Here is a 24,052-nt window from a genome sequence, read left to right on the forward strand (position 1 = left end):
TTAAAGCACTTCAGGTGCTAATGATACAATTTTCATGAATTGTTTATCACGAAGTTCTCTAGCAACAGGACCAAATACGCGTGTTCCTCTCATCTCTCCTTGAGCATTTAAAAGCACACATGCGTTGTCGTCGAATCTAATATAAGATCCATCTGGTCTTCTTACTTCTTTTACAGTACGTACTACAACTGCTGTAGATACAGCACCTTTTTTAATGTTTCCATTAGGTGTTGCGTCTTTTATAGAAACAACAATTTTGTCTCCTACAGATGCGTATCTTCTTTTAGTACCACCTAAAACACGGATAGTTAAAACTTCCTTTGCTCCAGTGTTATCTGCTACTTTTAATCTTGATTCTTGCTGTACCATAATTATTTAGCTCTTTCTATGATTTCAACTAATCTCCAACATTTAGATTTACTTAAAGGTCTTGTCTCCATGATTCTTACAGTATCACCAATGTTACAATCGTTTGTTTCGTCGTGTGCAACGTATTTTTTTGTTTTTAACACGAACTTACCATACATAGGGTGTTTTACTTTTTTAACCTCTGCAACAACTATTGATTTTTGCATTTTGTTACTAGTAACAACTCCTATACGTTCTTTTCTTAAATTTCTTGTTTCCATCTTGTAGCAGAATTATTGTAATTCTCTTTTAGTTAATTCTGTCGCAATTCTAGCTACTGAACGTCTTACGTTACGTAACTGGATTGGATTTTCTAAAGGAGATATTGCATGAGCTAATTTTAGGTCTGAATAACTCTTTTTTATTTCACCAAGTTTCTCTTGTAACTCGGCTACTGATAATTCTTTAATTTCTGATTGTTTCATAATATCAAATAAATTATGCTTCGTAATCGCGAGCAATTATAAACTTAGTTTTAACTGGTAGTTTTTGAGCTGCTAAACGTAACGCTTCTTTAGCGATGTCTAACGATACTCCTCCTACTTCAAAAAGCATTCTTCCAGGTTTAACAACCGCTACCCAATACTCAACAGCACCTTTACCTTTACCCATACGTACTTCAAGAGGTTTCTTTGTTATTGGCTTGTCTGGAAATATTTTAATCCAAAGTTGACCTTCTCTTTTCATGTAACGTGTAGCAGCAATACGTGCAGCTTCTATTTGTCGCGATGTTAAAAACTCAGATTCGAGTGATTTTATACCAAAAGTACCGTTTGAAAGTTGGTGTCCTCTTTGAGAAAGACCTTTCATACGTCCTTTTTGTTGCTTACGAAATTTTGTTCTTTTAGGCTGTAACATTTCTCTTTACTTTATAAAAAATTACTTTCTACGACGTGGTTTAGAATTATTTCCTCCACGTGGTGCTCCTGCACCTGCCTTTCCTTGCTTTTTGGATAATCCAACTAGCGGAGAAAGTTCTCTTTTACCATATACTTCACCTTTCATAATCCACACTTTCACACCTAATCTACCATAAGTAGTGTGTGCCTCAACAAGTGAGTAATCAATATCGGCTCTAAAGGTTGATAAAGGAATACGTCCTTCTTTGTAGTGCTCTGAACGTGCCATTTCAGCACCATTTAAACGACCACTAATTTGAACTTTAATTCCTTCAGCGTTCATACGCATTGTAGCAGCAATAGCCATTTTTATAGCGCGTCTATATGAAATTCTATTTTCAATTTGACGTGCAATGCTAGATCCTACTAAAAATGCATCAAGTTCAGGTCTTTTGATTTCAAAAATATTAATCTGAACTTCTTTTCCAGTAATTTTCTTAAGTTCTTCTTTTAACTTGTCTACCTCTTGACCGCCTTTACCAATAATGATACCTGGGCGAGCCGTTGTGATAGTAACGGTTACAAGTTTAAGAGTTCTTTCAATAATTACTCTACTTACACTAGCTTTAGCTAAACGTACGTGTACGTATTTTCTAATCTTATCGTCTTCGGCAAGCTTGTCTCCATAATCATTACCTCCGTACCAGTTAGATTCCCATCCTCTGATAATACCTAAGCGATTTCCGATTGGATTTGTTTTTTGTCCCATACTTCTATCTTAGCTTTGTGTGTTATTGTTAGCTCCAACTACGATTGTTACGTGGTTTGAACGTTTTCTAATTCTGTGTGCACGACCTTGTGGTGCTGGACGCAATCTTTTTAACATTGCTCCTCCATCAACTCTAATTTCTTTTACAATCAACTCTGCATCTTCAATGCTAGCTTCTTCGTTTTTAGATTGCCAGTTGGCAATTGCCGATAAAAGCAATTTCTCTAATTTAGACGAAGCTTCTTTTTGATTGAACTTCAAGATATTAAGTGCTTTTTCTACTTTTTCACCTCTTACTAAATCGGCTACTAAACGCATTTTTCTCGGTGACGTAGGACAATTATTAAGTTTAGCAAAAGCAACTAGCTTATTTCCTTCCTTAATAGCGTCTGCCATTTGTTTTTTACGACTTCCCATAGCTTACTACTTTTTACCTTTGTTTTTAGCACCTGCATGTCCACGGAATGAACGTGTTGGTGAAAATTCTCCTAATTTATGACCTACCATGTTTTCAGTTACATACACTGGTACAAATTGACGGCCATTGTGAACTGCGATAGTTTGTCCAACAAAATCCGGAGTAATCATAGAGGCTCTAGACCACGTTTTGATTACGGTTTTTTTGTTAGCCTCAACATTATCAGCCACTTTTTTCTCTAATTTATAATGAACGAACGGTCCTTTTTTTAATGATCTTGCCATGTCTTATTTCTTTCTACGTTCTACAATATATTTATTACTTGCATTCTTTTTAGAACGTGTTCTATAACCTTTAGCTGGAATACCGTTTCTAGAACGTGGGTGTCCTCCAGAAGATTTACCTTCACCACCTCCCATAGGGTGATCAACAGGGTTCATTACTACTGGTCTTGTACGTGGACGTCTTCCTAACCATCTTGTTCTACCTGCTTTACCAGACACTAACAATTGGTGGTCCGAGTTAGATACAACACCTATAGTTGCTAAGCAGTTAACAAGAATTAATCTTGTTTCACCAGAAGGCAATTTAATAGTTGCAAACTTACCATCTCTTGCCATTAACTGAGCAAAAGCACCAGCACTACGAGCCATAATAGCTCCTTGACCTGGACGTAACTCTACACAAGAAATAATAGTTCCTAATGGAATTTGACTAAGTGGCATTGCATTTCCAATTTCTGGAGCAACATTCTCTCCTGAAACTACAGTTTGACCTACTTGTAAACCGTTTTGTGCAATGATATATCTTTTTTCGCCATCTTGATAATTCAATAATGCGATAAAAGCGGTTCTGTTTGGATCGTATTCAATAGACTTAACTTCAGCAGGGATACCAGCTTTGTTACGTTTGAAATCGATAATACGATACTTTCTTTTATGACCTCCACCTATATAGCGCATGGTCATTTTTCCTTGACTGTTTCTACCACCAGACCTTTTGTTCGGAACGAGTAAACTCTTTTCCGGCTTATCAGTAGTAATGGCGTCAAATCCATTTACTACTCTAAATCGCTGTCCTGGTGTGATTGGTTTTAATTTTCTTACTGACATTAGTCTTTAATTACATGTTACTGTATAAATCAATCATTTCACCTTCCGCCAGTTGTACAATTGCTTTTTTAACAGCATTTGTTTTACCATGTTGAATACCCGTTTTTGTATAACGAGTTCTTCTTTCTGGACGGACATTTATAGTACGAACTTTTTCAACAGAAACACCATAAACAGCTTCCACCGCTTTTTTGATTTCTACCTTGTTCGCCTTTGTATTCACCGCAAAAGTATAGCAGTTTCTCAACTCGCTATTTGCTGTCGCTTTTTCTGTGATTATAGGTTTAATTAAGATACTCATGGTTTCTATTTACTTAAATTTGTTTCAATTCCTTCTAAAGCTCCTTCTAAAAGCACTACTTGACTAGCATTTAAAATCTTGTAAGTATTTAATTCTGAAGAAGTTATAACTTCTGAGCCTTTTAAATTGCGTGACGACAAATATACATTATTATTTGACCCACCCAACACAAACAGAGATTTTTTGTTTTCTAAGTTTAAAGCCTTTAAAATAGCTGTAAAATTCTTAGTATTTGCTGTATCAAAATTAAAGTCTTCCAATACTACAATGGATTGCTCTCCTGCTTTTATACTTAAGGCCGATTTACGTGCTAAACGTTTAACGTTTTTGTTAAGTTTGAAGCTGTAACTTCTTGGTCTTGGACCGAACATACGACCACCACCTTTGAAAACTCCAGACTTAATACTACCAGCTCTCGCGGTACCAGTTCCTTTTTGCTTTTTAATCTTACGAGTACTTCCAGAAATCTCAGCACGTTCTTTCGCCTTGTGAGTTCCTTGTCTTTGGTTTGCTAAATACTGTTTAACATCCAAATATACTGCGTGATTATTAGGCTCAATAGCAAATACATCTTGAGAAAGGTCTGCCTTTCTTCCTGTATCTTTTCCGTTTATATCTAAAACTGCTACTTTCATTATTTTCTAATAATTACATAAGAGTTTTTATGCCCAGGTACACAACCTTTAACAACGAGTAGATTTTTATCCGCTACTACTTTTAAAACTCTTAAATTTTCAACTTTTACTGAGTCTGTACCCATTCTTCCCGCCATACGAATTCCTTTAAAAACTCTTGCAGGATACGAAGCAGCACCGATAGAACCAGGGGCTCTTAAACGGTTATGCTGACCATGTGTTGCTTGACCAACTCCACCAAATCCATGACGCTTTACAACACCTTGGAAACCTTTTCCTTTTGATATTCCAGAAACATCAACAAACTCACCTTCTACAAAGTGCTCTACAGTGATTGCATCACCTAATTTGTACTCCTTATCAAAACCTTTGAATTCAACGATTTTGCGTTTTACAGAAGTCCCTGCTTTTTTAGCGTGACCTAAGTCAGCTTTAGTAGCACTTTTTTCTGTCGCGTCATCGAAACCAAGTTGAACGGCTTTATAACCATCAACTTCTTCAGTTCTGACTTGGGTAACGATACATGGTCCAGCTTCGATTACTGTACATGGAATGTTTTTTCCATTTTCATCGAAAATGCTGGTCATACCGATTTTTTTTCCAATTAACCCAGACATATTTATTATTTATTTATGAGTAATTCGCGACTTACCCTTTATTGTTGATATGGACAAGTCGCGACTTGTCCTTTCTTAAAACTCAAGGCTGAAAATACATTTCAGCCTTGAATTGTATTTTACCGTTTTTCCTTAACCATCGTTAAGGACATTTTTTTTTAATTCTGAATTCAAAATTTTGAATTCTGAATTAACTAAACTTTTATTTCTACTTCAACACCACTTGGTAATTCAAGTTTCATTAAAGCGTCAATCGTTTTTGAAGACGAAGAATAGATATCCAATAATCTCTTGTAAGAGCTTAATTGAAATTGTTCCCTAGCCTTTTTATTTACGTGTGGAGAACGTAATACAGTGAAAATTTTCTTGTTTGTTGGTAATGGAATTGGACCTGTAACCACCGCACCTGTACTTTTTACTGTTTTTACAATCTTATCAGCAGACTTGTCTACCAAATTGTGATCGTAAGACTTTAATTTTATTCTGATTTTTTGACTCATTTTCTTAGATTTTAAGCTTCAACGCCTTTTGCTGCTTTAATAACGGCTTCAGATATATTTGAAGGGGTTTCAGCATAATGTGAAAATTCCATAGTTGATGTTGCACGACCTGATGACAATGTTCTTAATGTAGTTACATAACCAAACATTTCTGATAATGGCACATGTGCTTTTACAGTTTTTGCTCCTGCTCTGTCACCCATATCATTTACTTGTCCGCGACGTCTGTTTAAATCACCAACAATATCACCCATGTTTTCTTCTGGAGTAATGACCTCTAGTTTCATAATAGGCTCCATAATTACAGCTTTTGCAGCTTTTGCAGCAGCTTTAAATCCTAATTTTGCAGCTAATTCGAATGATAATTGATCAGAATCCACATCATGGTAAGAACCATCAGTTAATGTTACTTTCATAGCATCAACTTCGTATCCTGCTAAAGGCCCGTTTTGCATAGCCATTTTAAATCCTTTTTCAATGGAAGGGATAAACTCTTTAGGAACGTTACCACCTTTAATTGCAGATATAAACTCTAGCCCTGTTTTACCTTCTTCAGCTGGCTCAAGTGTAAATACGATATCAGCAAATTTACCACGACCACCAGATTGTTTTTTGTAAACTTCTCTATGTTCAGCTTTACGTGTAATAGCTTCTTTGTATTCTACTTGTGGTGCACCTTGGTTTACTTCAACCTTAAATTCGCGACGTAAACGGTCAACAATAATATCTAAGTGAAGCTCACCCATACCAGAGATAATCGTTTGTCCTGATGCTTCATCAGTTCTAACTGTAAACGTTGGATCTTCTTCAGCTAATTTAGCTAAAGACATACCTAATTTATCAACATCTGCTTTGGTTTTAGGCTCTACAGCAATACCAATTACTGGGTCAGGGAAGTTCATACTTTCCAAAACAATAGGGCTTTTTTCAGCTGAAAGTGTATCACCAGTTTTAATATCTTTAAATCCTACTGCTGCTCCTATATCTCCTGCTTCAATATAATCAATAGCATTTTGCTTATTAGCATGCATTTGATAAATACGTGAAATACGTTCTTTATTTCCTGAACGGTTATTCAACACATAAGAACCTGCATCTAAACGACCAGAATATGCACGGAAGAATGCTAAACGACCAACATAAGGATCGGTAGCAATTTTAAATGCTAAAGCAGCAAAAGGCTCCTTTACATCTGGCTTACGAAGTTCTTCTTTTTCAGTATCAGGATTAATACCTATGATACCCTCCTTATCCATTGGAGAAGGCAAATAACGACATACAGCATCTAATAGGAACTGCACCCCTTTATTTTTAAATGAAGAACCACAAATCATAGGAATGATTGACATATCCATTACAGCAGCTCTAAGTGCAGCGTGCACTTCTTCTTCTGTAATAGAATCTTCATCTTCCATATATTTTTCAAGCAAATTTTCATCATAAGCGGCAACTTCTTCTATAAGTTTTCCACGAAGTAATTTTGCATCTGCTTTAAGCTCTTCCGGTATTTCAATAACATCAAAAGTTGCCCCTTGAGTTTCGTCATGCCATACAATAGCTCTGTTCTTTACTAAATCAACAATACCTTTAAAATCGATCTCATCACCAATATTTAAAACGATTGGCACTGCGTTAGATTTTAACATGTCTTTTACCTGCTGGCACACTTCCATAAAGTTAGCACCCTGACGGTCCATTTTATTTACGAAACCAATACGTGGCACTTTGTAATTATCAGCTAATCTCCAGTTAGTTTCAGATTGTGGTTCTACACCATCAACTGCACTAAATAAAAATACTAATCCATCCAATACACGTAATGAACGGTTAACTTCTACGGTAAAATCAACGTGACCAGGAGTATCAATGATATTGAAATGATAGTCCATAGTATCCGGAGTTGGCTCTGCATTTTCTAATGGAAATTTCCATTCACAAGTTGTTGCAGCAGATGTGATAGTAATACCACGCTCTTGCTCTTGCTCCATCCAGTCCATAGTTGCAGCTCCATCATGTACTTCACCAATTTTATGGGAAACTCCTGTATAATAAAGTATACGCTCTGTTGTTGTTGTTTTACCAGCATCAATATGAGCAGCAATACCTATATTTCTTGTATATTTTAAATCTCTTGCCATGTCGTATTAAAATCTAAAGTGAGAGAATGCTTTATTAGCTTCTGCCATTTTGTGAGTATCAACTCTTTTCTTAACCGCTGCTCCTTCTTCTTTAGCTGCTGCTAAAATTTCTGAAGCTAAACGTTGTGCCATAGATTTTTCGTTTCTTTTACGAGAATAGCTAATTAGCCATTTCATTGCTGTTGAAACTTTACGATCTGGACGAATTTGCATTGGAATTTGGAATGTTGCACCACCAACGCGACGACTACGTACTTCTACGTGAGGCATAACGTTAGACAAAGCATCTTTCCAAGTTTCTAAAGCTGTTTTTTCTTCGTTTGTTTTTTTCGACTCTACAATATCAATCGCATCGTAAAATACTTTAAAAGCCACAGACTTCTTTCCGTCCCACATCATCATATTAACGAAACGAGTTACTAACTGGTCGTTAAAACGTGGATCTGGTAAAAGCGGTCTCTTTTTTGCTGCTCTTTTTCTCATGTCTTCTTCTTAAAAGTTTTAATTACTTTTTCTTACCTTTTGCTGGAGCTGCAGCTGCTTGTCCTGGTTTTGGACGTTTAGCTCCATACTTAGATCTACGTTGTGTTCTACCTGCAACACCTGCTGTGTCTAGGGCACCACGAACGATGTGATATCTAACTCCTGGTAAATCTTTTACTCTCCCTCCTCTAACCAATACTATCGAGTGCTCTTGTAGATTGTGACCTTCACCTGGGATGTATGCATTTACCTCATTACCATTTGTTAACCTTACCCTTGCAACTTTACGCATTGCTGAGTTTGGCTTTTTAGGTGTTGTTGTGTAAACACGCGTACAAACCCCACGTCTTTGTGGACACGAATCTAAAGCAGCCGATTTACTCTTCTTGGTTATTTTGGCTCTTCCTATTCGTACTAATTGTGAAATTGTTGGCATATATATTATATATAAATTTAAAAATCCTCTTTTAAGAGGGCTGCAAAGGTAGAAATTAAAATGTAAAATTCAAATCCTAATTCATTAATTTTCATATCATTTATGATATTTTTTTATTAGTTATATTATTAGTGCCAATTTTCCGTTAGATTTACATAATAAAACAGCCATTAAACCGTGAGTAAAACACTCCTTTTATACCTTATTATATATATACTATTTTCTTCAGGACTGTTTTGCCAAAATCTGCAACTTAAGATTGAGGGAAGTACTGTCGTTGAAACTGCTACTATCGACTCTTTGAATTATACTAAAAACCATGAAAATTATTTATCTATTAAAAGAGAAGTAGATTCGCTTCAAAAAACCTTATATAGAATTGGTTACATTGAAAATGAATTGAAACATATTAATAGGTTTAATGATTCCATTTTTTCCGCCGAAATTCATCTAAAAAAGAAATATAGCAGCATATCTATATATTATGATAAATTGCTTATTTCCCAAAAATTATTAAATACCATATCAAAAAAAGTATTTGATCATTATTTCACCATACCTGTTAGTGAACTTGAAAACACCTTAAATTTTATAAACTCGAAAATATCTGAAAAAGGGTTTCCGTTTTCAAAATTGTATTTATCAAACATTGAAGTAGCCAGTAAATCTAGCTTAAAAGCCAACTTAATTATAGAATCGACACATCAAAAACGAGTAATAAGTGACATTATAATAAAAGGATATGATAAATTCCCTCGGTCGTATTTAAAACACTACCTAAAGATCAAACCCAATCAAATCTTTAATATCAATGCTATAAAAGCCAAAACCGAACAGTTAAATAATTTAAAATTTGCAAGCGAAATAAAGCCACCTGAAGTTTTATTTTCGAAAGATTCTACAACTTTATATTTATATCTTCAAAAAACAAAGAGCAATTCGTTTGACGGCTTTTTAGGTTTTGGCACGAATGAAGACACCAATAAATTGCAATTTGATGGTTATTTAAATCTGAACTTAACCAACAATTTAAATTACGGCGAATCGTTTAGGCTTCTTTACAAAAGTGATGAGAACGACCAAAAGACTTTCGAAACTAATTTATCGCTTCCTTACCTATTAAAATCGCCTATTGGGTTAGATTTTGCATTACGTATTTTCAAAAGAGATTCGTCATTTTCTACGGTAAATCAGAACACCAAAATACATTATCAAATAAACGCTAAGCATAAAATTTATTCGGGAATTTCATCTACACAATCCAGTAATTTATTAAACCAAGTGTCCTCCTCGACTATATTTGATTACAAAACAACTTATTATACCTTTGCTTATCAGTATTTAAAGAACCAAAGTTTCAATCTTCTTTTCCCTATTAACTCACAGCTATACTTTGAAAGCAACTTTGGAAAAAGAAATCAATCAAACCAACAAGAAAAGCAATCCTTATTAAACATTGATGCTTTTAAAATTTTTAATTTGGATATTAAAAACAGCATTTATTTAAGAGTAAATGGCACAACACTTGACTCTAAAACTTATTTTGAAAATGAACTTATCCGCTTTGGCGGCATCAATTCCATAAGAGGCTTTGAAGAAAACAGTATTTACGCAACATTATTGGGAGTAACAAACACCGAATACCGATTTCAGCTTAACAACTCTATTTACATCCACACCATTACCGATGTTGCTTATTTTGAAAATAAAATTTCAAGTATAGAAGAAAAACTATTAGGAGTAGGTTTTGGCTTTGGCATTTTAACAAAAACAGGTCTTCTAAAGTTCAATTACGCCAATGGTAAAACTGAGAATACGCCATTTAAACTTTCAAATTCTAAAATACACCTCAGTTTGACAGCTAATTTCTAACCTGTAATTGCTATTTTCTTAATTTTTTGTCCTAAATCATAAATTTTAACCATTATTTATTGTTTTATTAACTTTTTATTATGATTTTTGACATTGACTAATTCAAATAATTATAAAATGAAAACAAAGTTTAGTGGAATTCTAACGCTATTACTAGCGTTTGTCGTGCAACTAACGTTCGCACAGGAAAAGACTGTTTCAGGTACAATATCAGATGCATCTGGTTTACCTTTGCCTGGAGCGACTGTCTTAGTAAAAGGTACTACAACTGGCACATCGTCAGATTTCGATGGTAATTATTCAATTAAAGCTAATCAAGGTGCTACACTTGTATTTAGTTTTGTTGGGTATACTACCAAAGAAGTTAATGTAGGTGCTTCAAATTCAATTAATGTGACGCTTAGTGAAGATGCCGCTGTCTTAGAAGAAGTTGTGGTAACGGCCTTTGGTAAAACCAAACAAAAAAGATCGCTTGGTTATGCTGCAACAGCAGTTTCTAACGAACAATTAACTGAAGTGGCCACTCTCAACCCATTTGAAAGTTTATCTGGTAAAATTGCTGGTGTTGACATCACAGCACCAAGCCAGCCAGGTGCTTCAACCAAAGTTATATTAAGAGGTTATAGCGGATTAAATGGTAGTGGCCCATTATATGTAGTTGATGGGACACCTATATCTTCTTCATCAAATAGTAGTAGTCTTAGTGGATTAACAACTGACGTTAATAGATCTTTTGACGGTGGTACTAACATTAACGATTTAGATGCTAATAATATTGAAAGCATCAACATACTTAAAGGTGGTGCTGCAACGGCATTATATGGTTCTAGAGCCTCAAGTGGTGCTATTATTATAACAACTAAAAAAGGAAAAGCTGGAGAAAAAGTTAAAGTAGAAGTTAATAGCTCCTTAGACTTTCTAGAAGTAGCTAGAATACCTCATTTACAGCAAACTTTTGGTCAAGGCTGGAACGGTGTTGATTATTCTGGTTTACCAGGAGGCGGTACGGGCGCAACCAACGAAAATGGTTCTTGGGGTCCAAAATTTAATGGTCAAATTAGACCATGGGGTCAAATTGTAGATAATTCGCAACAAATAAAACCTTATGTGGCTTTAAAAGACAATATTAAAGATTTTTACGACATAGGTAACACGTATACAAATTCAGTACGATTAAGTGGTGGTGGCAGTAATTCTGATTTCTCATTGGTTTTTACCAGAGTAGATACAGATGGTATTATTCCAACTGATGCCGATGCCTTAACTAGAAATACCTTAAGTATAAATACTGGTATCTCAGGGAAAAAGTTTAGATTAAGAGTCAATGGAAATTATGCCCAAACAAGACAAAATGCTGTTAATACTGGACAAGGGGATAATGCTGGTGAAGGTGAAACTCTTATGCAAGAGTTATTGCAAGTGCCAACAGGGGTCAGTGTAATTGATTTAGCCGATTATAAGAACAACCCGTTTAATGGCAACGATTATTTTTATACACCTTATGCTCGCAATCCTTATTGGGTAATTAATGAAAATGCTACCAATTTAAGCCGTGAGCGTTTTTATGGAAACATTAACTTTTCTTATGATATTTTATCCAATCTTGTGGGAACCGTTCAAGTAGGAGCAGATATATTAAACGGTAGCCGTCATAGCCATGGGGCTGTAGTTAATTACACACCTGGATCTGCAAACTCTTTATTAGGTGCTGCAACAAATGTAGGTGGTGTATCGGAAAGAACAAATCAAAACAGACGTTACGAATCATTCTTAACATTTGATTACAACTCTACATTATCTGATGATTTTGGAATTGATGCACAATTAGGTGGTACTATGAGTAATTCTATAGCAAGTAGTCTTTTTGTTAGTGTTACAGATTTAGATATTCCTAATTATTACGAAATATCAAATTCTGCTGTATTGCCAACAACATCCCAACAAGATAGTCAAAGCAAACGTTATTCAGCTTTTGGAGCTGTAACTTTATCATATAAAGAAAGAGTATATTTAAACCTTACGGGAAGAAACGAATGGGTATCAACTTTAGCAATTGGTAATAATTCATTTTTCTATCCCTCTGCAAACATAAGTGCCATAGCCATTGATAATGGCACACATTTCTTAAAAATACGTGGAGGCTACGCATCTCTTGCTAATTCAGCACCCATTTATAGTACTGAAAGTTCTGCATTGCAAGCTTCTGGAACAGCCTATTTTGGAGCCATTACTTATCCGTTTGCAGGATTAAACTCTTTTGAAATAGCAAGGGCTTTAGGTAATATAAATATTAAGCCTGAGTTCACAGATGAATATGAAGTAGGACTTGAAGGTAACTTCTTTAATAATAGAATTAAAGCTGACGTTGCTTATTATCATAAAACTACTGATGGATCAATAATTTCTCGTCTTTTACCTGCCTCAACAGGTTATGGTTCAATTGTAGGTAATTATGTTGATCTTGAAAACAAAGGTATCGAAGTAGCACTTGGATTAGTTCCTCTTAAAACTAATGATTTTAGTTGGAATATTGACTGGACATTTACAAAAAACAAAAACGAAGTAACCTCGTTACCTGAAGGTTTAGACGAACTTTTAATTAATAGTGCTTACAATATAAACTTCTATGCCATTAAAGGACAGCCTTTAGGTGTTTTCTATGGCCGTAAACCTCTTGTAAACGAGGCAGGACAAACAGTTGTCGATCCTAATACAGGTATTCCATTACAAACTACCAAAGAAGTTGAGCTTGGAAATTCTCAAAGAGATTTCGTTATGGGTCTTCAAAATACATTCAAATACAAAAATTTTAGATTGTCTTTTGCATTCGATTGGAAAGAAGGTGGCTTAATGTATTCTTATACTTCTAGATTATTAGGTTTTACTGGTGGTTCAATTGCTACAACTTATAACGATAGAAACCCATTTATAGTTCCAAATTCTGTTATAGATGACGGTAATGGGGGATATAAAGAGAACACAACTCCAATTGATTTCCCTAGCGTAACTGGCTATTATAGTGCTAGTAATAATCCTAGTACAGAATCTGTTGAACATGTTGTAGACAAAACGTTCATTAGATTACGTGATTTATCTTTATCTTATAATGTTCCACAAAGCATTATTGGTAATACAGGATTTAATAGTTTATCTATTAGCTTATATGGTAGAAATTTAATGTTATGGACACCAGATGATAACCCATATGTTGACCCAGAGGTTACATCTTTTGGGGGTAATGATTTAGTTACAGAATTTGGAGAGTTTGGAGGTAATCCAGCTCAAAGAACTTACGGAGTGGCTCTTAAAATGTCCTTTTAACAAATAAAAAAAATCAAAATGAAAAAAATATTAATAACAATTATAGGATTTGGAATGTTATTATCTTGCAGTTCGCAATTGGATATTAACAGAGACCCAGATGATTTAACTCCAGACGATTTAGACTTTGCAGTTGAGCTACCTGGTGGTATAACAGGAATTGCTGGTGTACAAGGTGCTCCTTGGGCATTAGTAGGTGGTATTTGGTCACAATTTTGGGCGCAAAGCCCTGGGTCTAGCCAGTATCGAGTGGTAGACAATTACACATTAGGAACAACAGATGGAATTTCAACAACTGGCTGGATAAATGCATATGATGCTTTATTAGACATCAAAAACATCAAGAAGAAAGCTTTAGCTGCTGAAAATTGGAATTATTATTTAATTGCAACAGTTTTAGAATCGTATACTTATCAAATGCTTACAGATTGGTATGGTGACATTCCTTACACAGAAGCTACTGATCCTTTAATTTTTAATCCTGTGTTTGATTCTGCTCAAGATGTATATGATGGCCTAATAATAGCCATAGATGATGCTTTGAGTAAAGATTTAAATGCATCTCAAGGAAGTGCTCCAACAAATGATGATTTGCTCTTTGGTGGTGATATGACTAATTGGGTCAAGTTCGCAAACACTTTAAAATTAAAAATATATTTACGCCAAACTGAAGCAAGACCTTCTGTTGCTCAAGCAGGAATAACTGCCATGTTAAATGCTAATACAGCATTCTTAAATGTAAGTGCTGCTGTAACTGGATTTACTGATGCACCAAATATCAGCAACCCTTTATACGAATCTGATAGAAGACAGTTAAATACTAAAAATAATTTAAGAGCAAGTGCTACAATGCATTCGTTTTTAGCTGACAATGATGATGAACGACTTGCCGCTTTTTATGGTGTAGGAAACCCTGTTGTTCAAGGTGATTATAATAATCCTCTTGGCCCAGCAACTTTCTCTATTGCTGATATTAGTCCATTAGCACCCGTTTACTTTATTAGTCTTGCTGAAAGTTATTTTATGCAAGCGGAGGCTATGCTACGTTATAATAGTGGCACTGGAGCTAAAGCATTATATGATGCGGGTGTTACTGCTGCCTTTGCTCAACAACCAGACTTTTTTGATGATGAGTTGGCAACTGAAGAAGCCCAAACTTGGACTAAAGCAGTATATTTTAATGCAGCTCCATATATTGCTTCTGGTGGCGCATATGAGTATCCTGCTAGTGGTTTTGATGACCAATTAGAAGCAATTATTGTTCAAAAGTGGGTGGCAAGCTACCCTGGTAATGGTGCAGATGCCTTTTTTGAATGGCAGAGAACAGGCTATCCAGATTTCTTTACAGTTTCTGTAAATGGTGTATTAGGTACTGGTTTTCCTCAACGTTTGTTATATCCAAATACAGAAACATCCAGAAACTCAAATGCTCCTGACGTTGTGCCTATTACAACTCCAATCTGGTGGAATCAATAATTAAAAAAAAAATGAATATTATGAAAAATATATTAAAGAGTTTAACATGTATTATGGTACTTTTTCTAAGTTCTTGTGATACGGAAACTACAGGCAATGTTTCATCCGTGACAAATTACCCTGTATTTGAATATAATGATTTTGCCGTAATTGAGAAGGGATCTACTTTTTCAGGTGGTGCTACTGCAACAGAAGGCGGTGCTGATTTACCAGTTACAGTAACTAGTAATTTGGATGTAGATAATCCTGGAGTTTATGATGTAACTTATTCTGCGGTAAACTCAGATGGTTTTACAGCTAATGTTAATCAAACTGTTGTAGTGTATGATCCTTCTATAATAGCTTCTGATGTTACTGGATGCTACCACGATACTGGACGTCCTGAAAGGGTTGGCTGTATAACATTAGTAGAAGGAACAACAAACATATTTTTGGCAAGTGATTTTGGATTTGGTGGAACTTTTCCTGTTTATTTTATGATGGATGGAGACACTATTTTAGAGATTCCACAAACATATGCTTTTGGTCAATCGTCTGTTGCCCTAACTTATGATCCTGTTGATGGGATTTTTACGACAGATATTTCTCCAGCAGGATTTTCATACACATTTCAATACGATTAATAAATAAATAAAGAATTATGAAAAACATAAATATATTTAAAATAGTTATATTACTATTTACTGTAAGTTTATTTGTAGCATGTGATGAGGGTGGTGAACCAGATCCAGGAGCAACTGCTACTGTAGAAATGGCTGGAGATTGGTATGTTAAATTATTAGTAGATGGTAGTGACATATATAGTTTAGGTTACTACCAATTTTCCACTTATAATACCGCTTCAAATGACGGAACTCAAATGTGGTTTGATGATCATGAATTATGGCCTTCAAAAGTTAAAGCAAATATCGATTTAAGTGCAATGACTTTTTCTGGCAGTCAATTAGAAAATGAATATTTTTATACCTCAGGAGGGGTTAAAGTATATCCAACATTAGACATAACTAATGGTGTAATAATTAAAAAAGGTACTGTTGCACCTAGTGGCACTGTAGTTGATAGCATTTCATTTAATGTTGAATTTTCAGATGATCCTGGAACAATTTATCAAGTAGCTGGTTATAAAAGAACCGGTTTCTTAGAAGACGAACATTAAGAATAAATCTAGCTCAATTAAATTAAACCGAAGAAATTAATTTCTTCGGTTTTTTTATACCTTTACCCCCATGGAAAACCAAACACAAATTTTTGGAATACGCGCCGTTATTGAAGCCGTGAATGCAGGTGAAACTATTGATAAAGTTTTTTTACAGAAAGGCTTGAAAGGTGAGCTGTTTAGTGAATTAGAATCTGTACTCAACAGAAACTCGATTAACAAATCGTATGTGCCTGTTGAGAAGTTAAATAGGCTTACCAATAAAAACCATCAAGGGGTTGTCGCTCAAATTTCACCCATTGAATTTCATGATTTAGAAACACTTGTGTTGAACGTTATGGAATCAGGAAAAACACCTTTATTTTTATTATTGGACCAATTGAGTGATGTTCGAAACTTTGGTGCTATTATACGTACTGCAGAATGTACTGGAGTTGATGGTATTATTGTTCAGAAAAAAGGCGGTGCTCCAGTAAACGGTGATACCATTAAAACTAGTGCTGGTGCTGTTTTTAAAATACCTATTTGTAAAGTAGACCATATTAAAGATGCCGTTTTTTATATGCAATCGTCGGGCATCAAAGTGATTGCTGCAACTGAAAAAACAGATGATACACTATATGATATTTCTTTTACAGAGCCTTGTGCCATCATTATGGGGTCGGAAGATAGGGGTATAAACCCTTCTATTTTAAAAGTAGTGGATGCTAAAGCTAAATTACCGTTACTTGGCGAGATTGAATCTTTAAATGTATCGGTAGCCTGTGGTGCTTTTTTATATGAAGCTGTGAGACAAAGATTGACAATTGACCAATGAGTTATGAGTTAACCAAGGAAGACAGATGACTCAAACCTTCAACTAACAACCATAAACCATCTACAGACAACCAATAAATAAATCAATCTTTCTTTTCTTTAAACGTGTAATTTATATTAGGTTGCTCCTGCTCTACTTCTGGATTTGCCTTTTCAATAAAGTTCCCATTTTCATCAAAGTGTTTTAAAAATGGGTCATCAGCTTCATTATAATCGGTTTGTTCCCAAACATATTTTTTAGGTTTGGCTATAGATCTTCTAAAAATTAATGCAAACAAAAGTCCTATGATCAATCCTGATAAATGCCCTTCCCACGAAACGCCTTCTTCTAATGGTAACGCATACCAAATCATACTCCCATAGAGAAAAACAACTAATAACGACAAGGCAATAAGCCGATAATACTTTGCAAAAACACCTTTGAAAAAGATAAAGCTTACCAAAAGATAAATTATTCCGCTAGCACCAATGTGGTAAGAAGGTCTACCAATGTACCAAGTTAAAAAACCGGAAACGATGATACCGAAGAATAAAACTTTCCATGCAATAGGCCTATAGAAATAAAATAAAGCCATGGACAAGACAAACAACGGAATGGTATTATGATACAAATGCTGGATACTGCCATGAATAAACGGACTAAAAACAACACCTCTCAACCCTTTTAATGTTTGTGGGTAAATCCCATACTTACTAAAGTTGAACCCAAAACGTACTTCAAGCCAAAACACAAACCAAATAACAAGCACAAAAAAAAGAGGGTATGCTAAAACGCCTGTTGAAAATTTAAAATGGTGCTGATCATTCATAGAACTAAATATAGCAAATAATTGACCAAGTTTTGAGTTTATGCTAAAATGGCATTAAAATCTTTTAGGTTCAAGGTTCTGGGTTTTGGGTTTTGGGTTTTGGGTTAAAAAAAAAACTTCAATTAAGAAGACTCCCATTTTCGGAGGAATTATTTTAACTTTACATTATGAATGAACCTTTAGCAGAACGATTACGCCCAAAGACCTTGGATGACTATGTAAGCCAAACACATTTGGTGGGTAAAAATGGTGTGCTAACCCAACATATAAAACAGGGTTTAATTCCGTCGATGCTATTATGGGGACCTCCTGGAACGGGAAAAACAACCTTGGCCAATATTATTGCTACCGAATCTGGCAGACCATTTTACACCTTAAGTGCCATAAATTCTGGTGTTAAAGATGTTAGGGATGTTATTGATAAAGCAAAACAAAGTGGCGGTTTGTTTACTACTAAAAATCCTATTTTGTTTATTGACGAAATACATAGGTTTAGCAAATCGCAACAAGACTCTTTATTACAAGCCGTTGAAAAAGGATGGATTACCCTTATTGGCGCGACTACTGAAAACCCAAGTTTTGAGGTGATTCCTGCACTTTTATCCAGATGTCATGTATATATTTTAAATGCTTTTGACAAAAGCGATTTAGAGACGCTTTTAAGGCGTGCTATAGAAAACGATGACTCCTTATCCAAAAAAAACATAAACCTAAAGGAAACCAATGCGCTTTTAAGGCTTTCGGGTGGCGATGCCAGAAAATTACTGAATATTTTCGAACTGATTGTAAATTCTGAAAACACCGATGTTATTGAAATTACTGACGAAAGCGTATTACAAAAAGTTCAAAATAACACGGTTCGCTACGACAAAACAGGCGAGCAACATTACGATATTATTTCGGCGTTTATAAAATCCATTCGTGGTAGTGACCCCAATGCCGCTGTGTATTGGTTAGCACGTATGATTGAAGGTGGCGAAGATGTAAAATTTATAGCCCGCAGGTTACTCATTTCGGCAAGTGAGGATATTGGAAACGCCAACCCTACGGCATTGGTTATTGCCAATAACACGTTTCAAGCGGTTACGGCAATTGGCTACCCAGAATCCAGAATTTTGCTTAGCCAGTGTGCTACCTATCTAGCCTGTTCGCCTAAAAGCAACACCGCTTACATGGCTATTGGTAAAGCCCAGCAATTGGTAAAGGAAACGGGCGATTTGTCTGTGCCATTAGACATTAGAAACGCCCCTACAAAACTCATGAAAGAACTGGGTTATGGCGAAAATTACCAATACGCACACAACTATGAAAATAATTTTGCAAATCAGGAATTTATGCCTGACACCATAAAAAACACCAAACTTTACGATCCCGGAAATAACGCACGCGAAAATGCACATCGGGAGTTCTTAAAACAACGCTGGAAGGATAAGTATGGGTATTAGTTGTTGGTTGATGGGTTGGGTAAGTTGATTTATTTTTTCACGACTTAACAACTAAACGACAAACAACCAAACATTTTAAAACTTAATATTTAAAACATCCTGCTTTAAAATATTATTTTCATAATACTCTAAAATCCAATTAGCATCTTTTTTATATAAAGTGGCATTTTTGTTTTCTACTAAAAACACCCCATCAATACCGGTTTTTTTAATTTTATAAACTACTTTAGGCGTACTATCTACCAACTGAAAACCGTTTTCAATGGCTTGAGCATATAAAACACCCGATGGTGCTTCTTTTACAACAGGTGGCGTAACCGTTGTAACAACTTCTTCAACTACTGCTTCTTTTACTGGAACTTCTGCAACCACTTCAACCTTTGGCTCAATATTCTCAGTTACAACAGCTTCTTTTTCCTTTTTTAAGTTTTGGATTTCTTCCCTTAACTGTTGTATTTCTTTGGAAACTGCACTCTCGGTTTCTACGTCTTGTGAAACTGCAATGCTGTTATTAGTACTTGGCACATATTTATAATTAAGCGCTTCAATAGATTTAAAAGCATCTCGTAGTGCTTCGCTATATGCTTTTTGATATTCTTTTTCTCTACTCTCTCCCATTTCGGAAGTATAAACCAACTGGTCGTTGCAATTTTTTAGCTCTATCGTTAATTTGGTTTTAAATAGCCCCGAATCTTTTATTACATTAGATTTCAACGCTAAACATCTGTTTCTAATAACATCTTCAGGATAATTGGAACCTTCCATGAGTGTTTGAAAACCATATTTGTTAAATAAAAACTCGGTTAATGAATTTAACTGATATTGGTCGGCTTCCTTTAAAAAATCGTATTTATTAGGTATAATAACGTATTTATAATTGTTTAAATTGGCTTGGGAAAATATACTTGTAGAAAGTAAACATGTAATTAGTATGGCAAAATATTTAAGCTTCATTTTTATTTAATTATTTATATAGGACTCGTTTAAAGTTAATAAATGTTTAGTTAACAATATTTGTAAAGATACACTTTTATAAATATTTTTTTAATTCTATTAATCCTCTAATTTGTTTAACGCTTGTTTTTATATTCATATTATTTGTATCAAAATAAATAACATCCATTCCTACATTTACAGCACCTTCTATATCGGCTTCATAACCATCACCAATCATAATGCTTCTGCTTATTTCTGTTTCGGCTCTTTTAATGGCATAATGAAAAATTTCAGGATGTGGTTTTTTAATGCCTATATCTTCACCATTGGTAATGGTTTTAAAGTAATGATGAATGTTCGATTTTGTTAATTTTCTGTATTGAACTTCTTCAAACCCGTTAGATAGTATATGTAGATTGTATTTTAAACTTAGGTAATCCAGAATTTCAATGGCATCTTTAAATAAGTAATTATTATCGGTAAGATAGGTGATATAATCGGTTGATAGTTTACTTATCATAGCATCTTCAACATGTAAATTGGCAGCCACAAAAGTATCTCTCAATCGGCCGAAACGCAACACTTCTTTATCAATTTTAGCATCTCTGTAAAGTTTCCAATACTGAAAATTTATTTCGCGGTAGTGCAATAGAAATTCATTCAAATCAATAGCTATAGCATTCATTTTAAAAATTTTATCAAATGTTAGTTCTGAATTCTTATCAAAATCCCAAAGTGTATGGTCTAAATCGAAAAACACATCGGTAATACCACTAATTTTCATATGTAACTATTTGTTTTTTTTAATGGTTATATACCATTCGCTAATAATAACGCCATTAAATCGTCAGCTTTTTTACATGCTCGTTTCATTTCCTGATTCTAAAATAATATTAAACAATTCTTTAAAACCTCTCCACCTCTCTATGTCGCTAAATGTATAATTATGAAACACTGGAATAAACTCGCCATTTACCTGCTTCACTTCATCAATAACGTTATTCAACATTTTCTTTTTATCTAATAACGACTGGTTTTTCAACAACACATAATCCATAACATGATAAGAATGAACCTTTAAAGGCGTTTGAACTTCATAATCTAAATCGTAAAAGAAAAAAGGCGTGCAAGAGCCTGCCCTAAAACCAATTTGGCTAACATAACCCATGGTATAATCTTCCAATATTTCAAGCTCTATAAGATTTCTATAAGATTCTGGTAGGTTTAATTTTGAAAACGATTGTCGGGATGCTTTTAGTGCTGTATTTAAAATATCTTCCATTTTAAGTTTTTCCTTTTTCAAAATAGAAAAATCGTCAATAGCAAAAAACGATACTTTCAAACCGACTTCGCAATAATCGGCAACATGTTTAATAAGCGACATAAACTCCTTTTTATTGGGGTTGATGCCTTTATCGTAGGTTGAAAAATCGCCAATTAAAAAGAAAAACAAAAATTTAAACTTGCTTTGCTTTTGTTTATTGATAATATACTTAAAAGTGTCGTAAGGGTCATGTTTTAAATTAAAAATTACCAAAGACCTGTTGTACAAACTTTTAAATTCGAACTTAACCAGGTCTTTTACAGAGCCACCAAAACTCCTCATAAGCCCTTTCAATTTAAAACGGTAAGGACTGGGCACATCTATTAAAGGTTTAATACGATATTTCCTTTGGGGAAATTCAAATTCCGGAAATTGTATCTGTAATGCTTCCTTAAACTTATAAGCCCAAATATCTACAACGGGTTGATGTAAAAAATCATACTTAAAAGCAATGCTTTCTGTTGCTAAAAAACGTCCAAAATCGTCTTTTACATGAGGTAAATATTCTTCATATCTTGAAAGTAGGTAAAAGGATGCTGCAAAAATATCGAAAGGGATGGCACTTTTATCTCCATTAAAAAAGAAGCATTTGGTATGTCCCCAATTTTGAACATGAATTTCAATATCATTCAAACCTTGTTCAAATAAAATATCGTGGCTTTTAATAAAAAACTCATTACCAAGTTGCTGTTTTGTATATGAAATTTTTAAACCACCATGCGCAATAAATTCTTCAATTTTAGTAGTAAAAGAGACCTCAACACCCAAAATCCGTGTACAGATATGTTTAAAAACATACTTTAAGCGTGGTGCAATATGATGTGTATAAACTAAAAGCATAAAATAAGTTGTCCTTTTTTAGCAGCAATAAGCATAGTTATAAAATAGCTTCATCGGCAAAACTAAAGTATGCATTTTCGGTTACAATTAAATGGTCCAACACTTTTATATCCAAACTTTCTGCTGCTGCTTTTAGTTTACTGGTAATTTGCTTATCAGCTTTACTGGGTCTTAAGGTGCCCGATGGATGGTTGTGCACCAAAATAAGTCCCGTTGCGCCAACTTTCAAAGCATTTTTAAGTACCAAACGCACATCAACGAAGGTACCCGTAATACCACCTTTACTCGACTGGTTTTTTAGAATAACTTTATTGGAATTGTTTAAATAAATAATCCAGAATTCTTCATGCTCCAGTTCGCCAATAATAGGTTGCATCAACTCGAAAACCGATTCACTGCTCGTTATCTTATTCTTTTCCAAAGCCTCCTCACCTCTTCGTCTGCGACCTAACTCTAAAGCTGCGGCAATGGTAACGGCTTTCGCTTCACCAATGCCATTAAATTCCATAAGTTGTATAATAGATAGTTTCCCCAATTCGCTTAGGTTATTATCTACACTTGCCAAAATGCGCTTGCATAAATCGACAGCGCTTTCGCTTCGGTTACCCGATCCAATTAAAATGGCTACCAATTCGGCATCGCTTAAAGTTGACTTATCTTTATTGAGTAATTTTTCGCGTGGTTGGTCGTCTTGACTCCAATTTTTTATTGAAAATGAGGCTGGCTTTTCTTGCATAAAGTAAAGATATATATTGTAATTTTATAATTAAACAATTTTAAACTTAAAATCGTACATTCCATTGAACTATCCACCAAAAATACATCAAAACAACGAGATAAATCACATAATTGATGTAATAAAATCCTATCCACTTGCTACTGTAATTTCAGTAAGAGATAACATGCCTTTCATTACCCATTTACCTTTGGTTTACAACGAATTTGGCAAATTAATTGGACATATTGACAAACAAAACCCACAGGTCCCCTTATTAAAAGACAGCCAGCCAGTAACGGTTCTGTTTTCTGGCCCACAATGCTACATATCGCCCAGTATTTATACAACAACCCAATTACCTACTTGGAATTACATTAAAGTACATTTAAAAGGCACGGTTAATGCTATAGAGAGTAAAGAGGCCTTAAAAGAGTCTATTATTAAAATGACCAAGTTTTTAGAAGCTCCAGAACACAAATACGTTTTAAAACCAGATAACCCGCGCATGCTCGGAGCTTTGGATTACATTGACATGTTTGAAATAACCATAGATTCTTGGGAAGGAAAATTTAAACTCTCACAAGACAAAAAGCCTCAAGACATACAGAATGCCCGAGCAGAATTGATACGCGCCAACCAAGAAAGTATTGAACACTTTTTAAACAAAGTGTTTTAACCCCACA

28 protein-coding genes are annotated in these 24,052 nt (G+C 34.7%); 8 read left to right on the forward strand and 20 right to left on the reverse strand.

Translation table 11 applies throughout. The features are described from left to right. From rplN to rpsL, 15 genes are all read right to left on the reverse strand, one after another. Positions 1–369, reverse strand: coding sequence for a 50S ribosomal protein L14 (gene rplN / locus ACGLWY_RS01635; protein WP_100610627.1), 369 nt, complete (start codon positions 367–369; stop codon positions 1–3). 2 nt (positions 370–371) lie between these two features. Then, on the reverse strand, positions 372–629 hold the full coding sequence (gene rpsQ / locus ACGLWY_RS01640; RefSeq protein WP_117172447.1) for a 30S ribosomal protein S17: 258 nt from the start codon (positions 627–629) through the stop codon (positions 372–374). Positions 630–641: 12 nt separating this feature from the next. Beyond that, positions 642–833 carry a 50S ribosomal protein L29 gene (gene rpmC, locus ACGLWY_RS01645; RefSeq protein WP_117172448.1) on the reverse strand — a complete coding sequence of 64 codons (192 nt, stop codon included), beginning with the start codon at positions 831–833 and terminating at the stop codon, positions 642–644. A 13-nt stretch (positions 834–846) separates the two neighbouring features. After that, positions 847–1,266: a 50S ribosomal protein L16 gene (gene rplP, locus ACGLWY_RS01650; RefSeq protein WP_117172449.1), complete on the reverse strand. Its 420-nt coding sequence runs from the start codon at positions 1,264–1,266 to the stop codon at positions 847–849. Positions 1,267–1,287: 21 nt separating this feature from the next. After that, positions 1,288–2,016 carry a 30S ribosomal protein S3 gene (rpsC, locus tag ACGLWY_RS01655; RefSeq protein WP_396617938.1) on the reverse strand — a complete coding sequence of 243 codons (729 nt, stop codon included), beginning with the start codon at positions 2,014–2,016 and terminating at the stop codon, positions 1,288–1,290. A gap of 9 nt (positions 2,017–2,025) precedes the next feature. Beyond that, the gene (gene rplV / locus ACGLWY_RS01660) at positions 2,026–2,433 is read right to left on the reverse strand and encodes a 50S ribosomal protein L22 (protein ID WP_117172451.1); all 408 of its coding nucleotides are present in this window, start codon (positions 2,431–2,433) and stop codon (positions 2,026–2,028) included. A 6-nt stretch (positions 2,434–2,439) separates the two neighbouring features. Beyond that, complete coding sequence (gene rpsS / locus ACGLWY_RS01665; RefSeq protein ID WP_117172452.1) at positions 2,440–2,718, reverse strand: 30S ribosomal protein S19; 279 nt, start codon at positions 2,716–2,718, stop codon at positions 2,440–2,442. Between the two features lie 3 nt (positions 2,719–2,721). Next, positions 2,722–3,546 (reverse strand): 50S ribosomal protein L2, encoded by an 825-nt coding sequence (gene rplB / locus ACGLWY_RS01670; protein WP_117172453.1) that lies wholly within the window; start codon positions 3,544–3,546, stop codon positions 2,722–2,724. A 10-nt stretch (positions 3,547–3,556) separates the two neighbouring features. Continuing rightward, positions 3,557–3,847, reverse strand: a complete 291-nt coding sequence (gene rplW / locus ACGLWY_RS01675) for a 50S ribosomal protein L23 (RefSeq protein WP_396617939.1) — start codon at positions 3,845–3,847, stop codon at positions 3,557–3,559. A 5-nt stretch (positions 3,848–3,852) separates the two neighbouring features. Continuing rightward, entirely contained in the window at positions 3,853–4,482 is a 630-nt protein-coding gene (rplD, locus tag ACGLWY_RS01680; protein WP_396617940.1) for a 50S ribosomal protein L4, read from the reverse strand. Continuing rightward, complete coding sequence (rplC, locus tag ACGLWY_RS01685; protein ID WP_396617941.1) at positions 4,482–5,099, reverse strand: 50S ribosomal protein L3; 618 nt, start codon at positions 5,097–5,099, stop codon at positions 4,482–4,484. The genes rplD and rplC overlap by 1 nt, the downstream gene beginning before the upstream one ends. A gap of 194 nt (positions 5,100–5,293) precedes the next feature. Then, positions 5,294–5,599: a 30S ribosomal protein S10 gene (gene rpsJ, locus ACGLWY_RS01690; RefSeq protein ID WP_111309258.1), complete on the reverse strand. Its 306-nt coding sequence runs from the start codon at positions 5,597–5,599 to the stop codon at positions 5,294–5,296. Between the two features lie 11 nt (positions 5,600–5,610). After that, positions 5,611–7,737: an elongation factor G gene (fusA, locus tag ACGLWY_RS01695; RefSeq protein WP_396617942.1), complete on the reverse strand. Its 2,127-nt coding sequence runs from the start codon at positions 7,735–7,737 to the stop codon at positions 5,611–5,613. Between the two features lie 6 nt (positions 7,738–7,743). Next, positions 7,744–8,220: a 30S ribosomal protein S7 gene (gene rpsG / locus ACGLWY_RS01700; protein ID WP_117172458.1), complete on the reverse strand. Its 477-nt coding sequence runs from the start codon at positions 8,218–8,220 to the stop codon at positions 7,744–7,746. 22 nt (positions 8,221–8,242) lie between these two features. Further along, complete coding sequence (gene rpsL, locus ACGLWY_RS01705) at positions 8,243–8,656, reverse strand: 30S ribosomal protein S12 (protein ID WP_106659416.1); 414 nt, start codon at positions 8,654–8,656, stop codon at positions 8,243–8,245. Between the two features lie 177 nt (positions 8,657–8,833). Between rpsL and ACGLWY_RS01710 the strand changes: the two genes are divergently transcribed. The 6 genes from ACGLWY_RS01710 to rlmB all read left to right on the forward strand — a co-directional run bounded on the left by ACGLWY_RS01710 (position 8,834) and on the right by rlmB (position 17,298). After that, positions 8,834–10,528 carry a POTRA domain-containing protein gene (locus ACGLWY_RS01710; protein WP_396617943.1) on the forward strand — a complete coding sequence of 565 codons (1,695 nt, stop codon included), beginning with the start codon at positions 8,834–8,836 and terminating at the stop codon, positions 10,526–10,528. A gap of 117 nt (positions 10,529–10,645) precedes the next feature. Then, positions 10,646–13,849: a SusC/RagA family TonB-linked outer membrane protein gene (locus ACGLWY_RS01715; RefSeq protein WP_396617944.1), complete on the forward strand. Its 3,204-nt coding sequence runs from the start codon at positions 10,646–10,648 to the stop codon at positions 13,847–13,849. A gap of 18 nt (positions 13,850–13,867) precedes the next feature. Further along, positions 13,868–15,325: a SusD/RagB family nutrient-binding outer membrane lipoprotein gene (locus tag ACGLWY_RS01720; RefSeq protein WP_396617945.1), complete on the forward strand. Its 1,458-nt coding sequence runs from the start codon at positions 13,868–13,870 to the stop codon at positions 15,323–15,325. A gap of 20 nt (positions 15,326–15,345) precedes the next feature. Further along, the gene (locus ACGLWY_RS01725) at positions 15,346–15,948 is read left to right on the forward strand and encodes an immunoglobulin-like domain-containing protein (RefSeq protein ID WP_396617946.1); all 603 of its coding nucleotides are present in this window, start codon (positions 15,346–15,348) and stop codon (positions 15,946–15,948) included. 17 nt (positions 15,949–15,965) lie between these two features. Beyond that, the gene (locus ACGLWY_RS01730) at positions 15,966–16,481 is read left to right on the forward strand and encodes a lipid-binding protein (protein WP_396617947.1); all 516 of its coding nucleotides are present in this window, start codon (positions 15,966–15,968) and stop codon (positions 16,479–16,481) included. 70 nt (positions 16,482–16,551) lie between these two features. Then, positions 16,552–17,298, forward strand: a complete 747-nt coding sequence (rlmB, locus tag ACGLWY_RS01735) for a 23S rRNA (guanosine(2251)-2'-O)-methyltransferase RlmB (RefSeq protein WP_396617948.1) — start codon at positions 16,552–16,554, stop codon at positions 17,296–17,298. Positions 17,299–17,380: 82 nt separating this feature from the next. Here rlmB and ACGLWY_RS01740 read toward each other — a convergent pair whose 3' ends face one another. After that, the gene (locus tag ACGLWY_RS01740; protein ID WP_396617949.1) at positions 17,381–18,106 is read right to left on the reverse strand and encodes a rhomboid family intramembrane serine protease; all 726 of its coding nucleotides are present in this window, start codon (positions 18,104–18,106) and stop codon (positions 17,381–17,383) included. Between the two features lie 167 nt (positions 18,107–18,273). On the opposite strand from ACGLWY_RS01740, the gene ACGLWY_RS01745 reads away from it, so the two are divergent. Next, positions 18,274–19,551, forward strand: a complete 1,278-nt coding sequence (locus ACGLWY_RS01745) for a replication-associated recombination protein A (RefSeq protein ID WP_396617950.1) — start codon at positions 18,274–18,276, stop codon at positions 19,549–19,551. A gap of 75 nt (positions 19,552–19,626) precedes the next feature. Here ACGLWY_RS01745 and ACGLWY_RS01750 read toward each other — a convergent pair whose 3' ends face one another. The 4 genes from ACGLWY_RS01750 to radC all read right to left on the reverse strand — a co-directional run bounded on the left by ACGLWY_RS01750 (position 19,627) and on the right by radC (position 23,387). After that, positions 19,627–20,505: a hypothetical protein gene (locus tag ACGLWY_RS01750; protein WP_396617951.1), complete on the reverse strand. Its 879-nt coding sequence runs from the start codon at positions 20,503–20,505 to the stop codon at positions 19,627–19,629. Positions 20,506–20,581: 76 nt separating this feature from the next. Next, entirely contained in the window at positions 20,582–21,271 is a 690-nt protein-coding gene (locus ACGLWY_RS01755; protein ID WP_396617952.1) for a YjjG family noncanonical pyrimidine nucleotidase, read from the reverse strand. A 72-nt stretch (positions 21,272–21,343) separates the two neighbouring features. Continuing rightward, complete coding sequence (locus tag ACGLWY_RS01760; protein ID WP_396617953.1) at positions 21,344–22,651, reverse strand: polysaccharide deacetylase family protein; 1,308 nt, start codon at positions 22,649–22,651, stop codon at positions 21,344–21,346. A gap of 37 nt (positions 22,652–22,688) precedes the next feature. Then, entirely contained in the window at positions 22,689–23,387 is a 699-nt protein-coding gene (radC, locus tag ACGLWY_RS01765) for a DNA repair protein RadC (protein ID WP_396617954.1), read from the reverse strand. Positions 23,388–23,451: 64 nt separating this feature from the next. Between radC and ACGLWY_RS01770 the strand changes: the two genes are divergently transcribed. After that, the gene (locus tag ACGLWY_RS01770; protein ID WP_396617955.1) at positions 23,452–24,045 is read left to right on the forward strand and encodes an FMN-binding negative transcriptional regulator; all 594 of its coding nucleotides are present in this window, start codon (positions 23,452–23,454) and stop codon (positions 24,043–24,045) included. The last annotated feature ends 7 nt before the right edge of the window (positions 24,046–24,052 follow it).

Origin of the sequence: Mariniflexile sp. HMF6888, assembly GCF_044335535.1 — a bacterium.
Taxonomy (GTDB): Bacteria; Bacteroidota; Bacteroidia; order Flavobacteriales; family Flavobacteriaceae; genus Mariniflexile.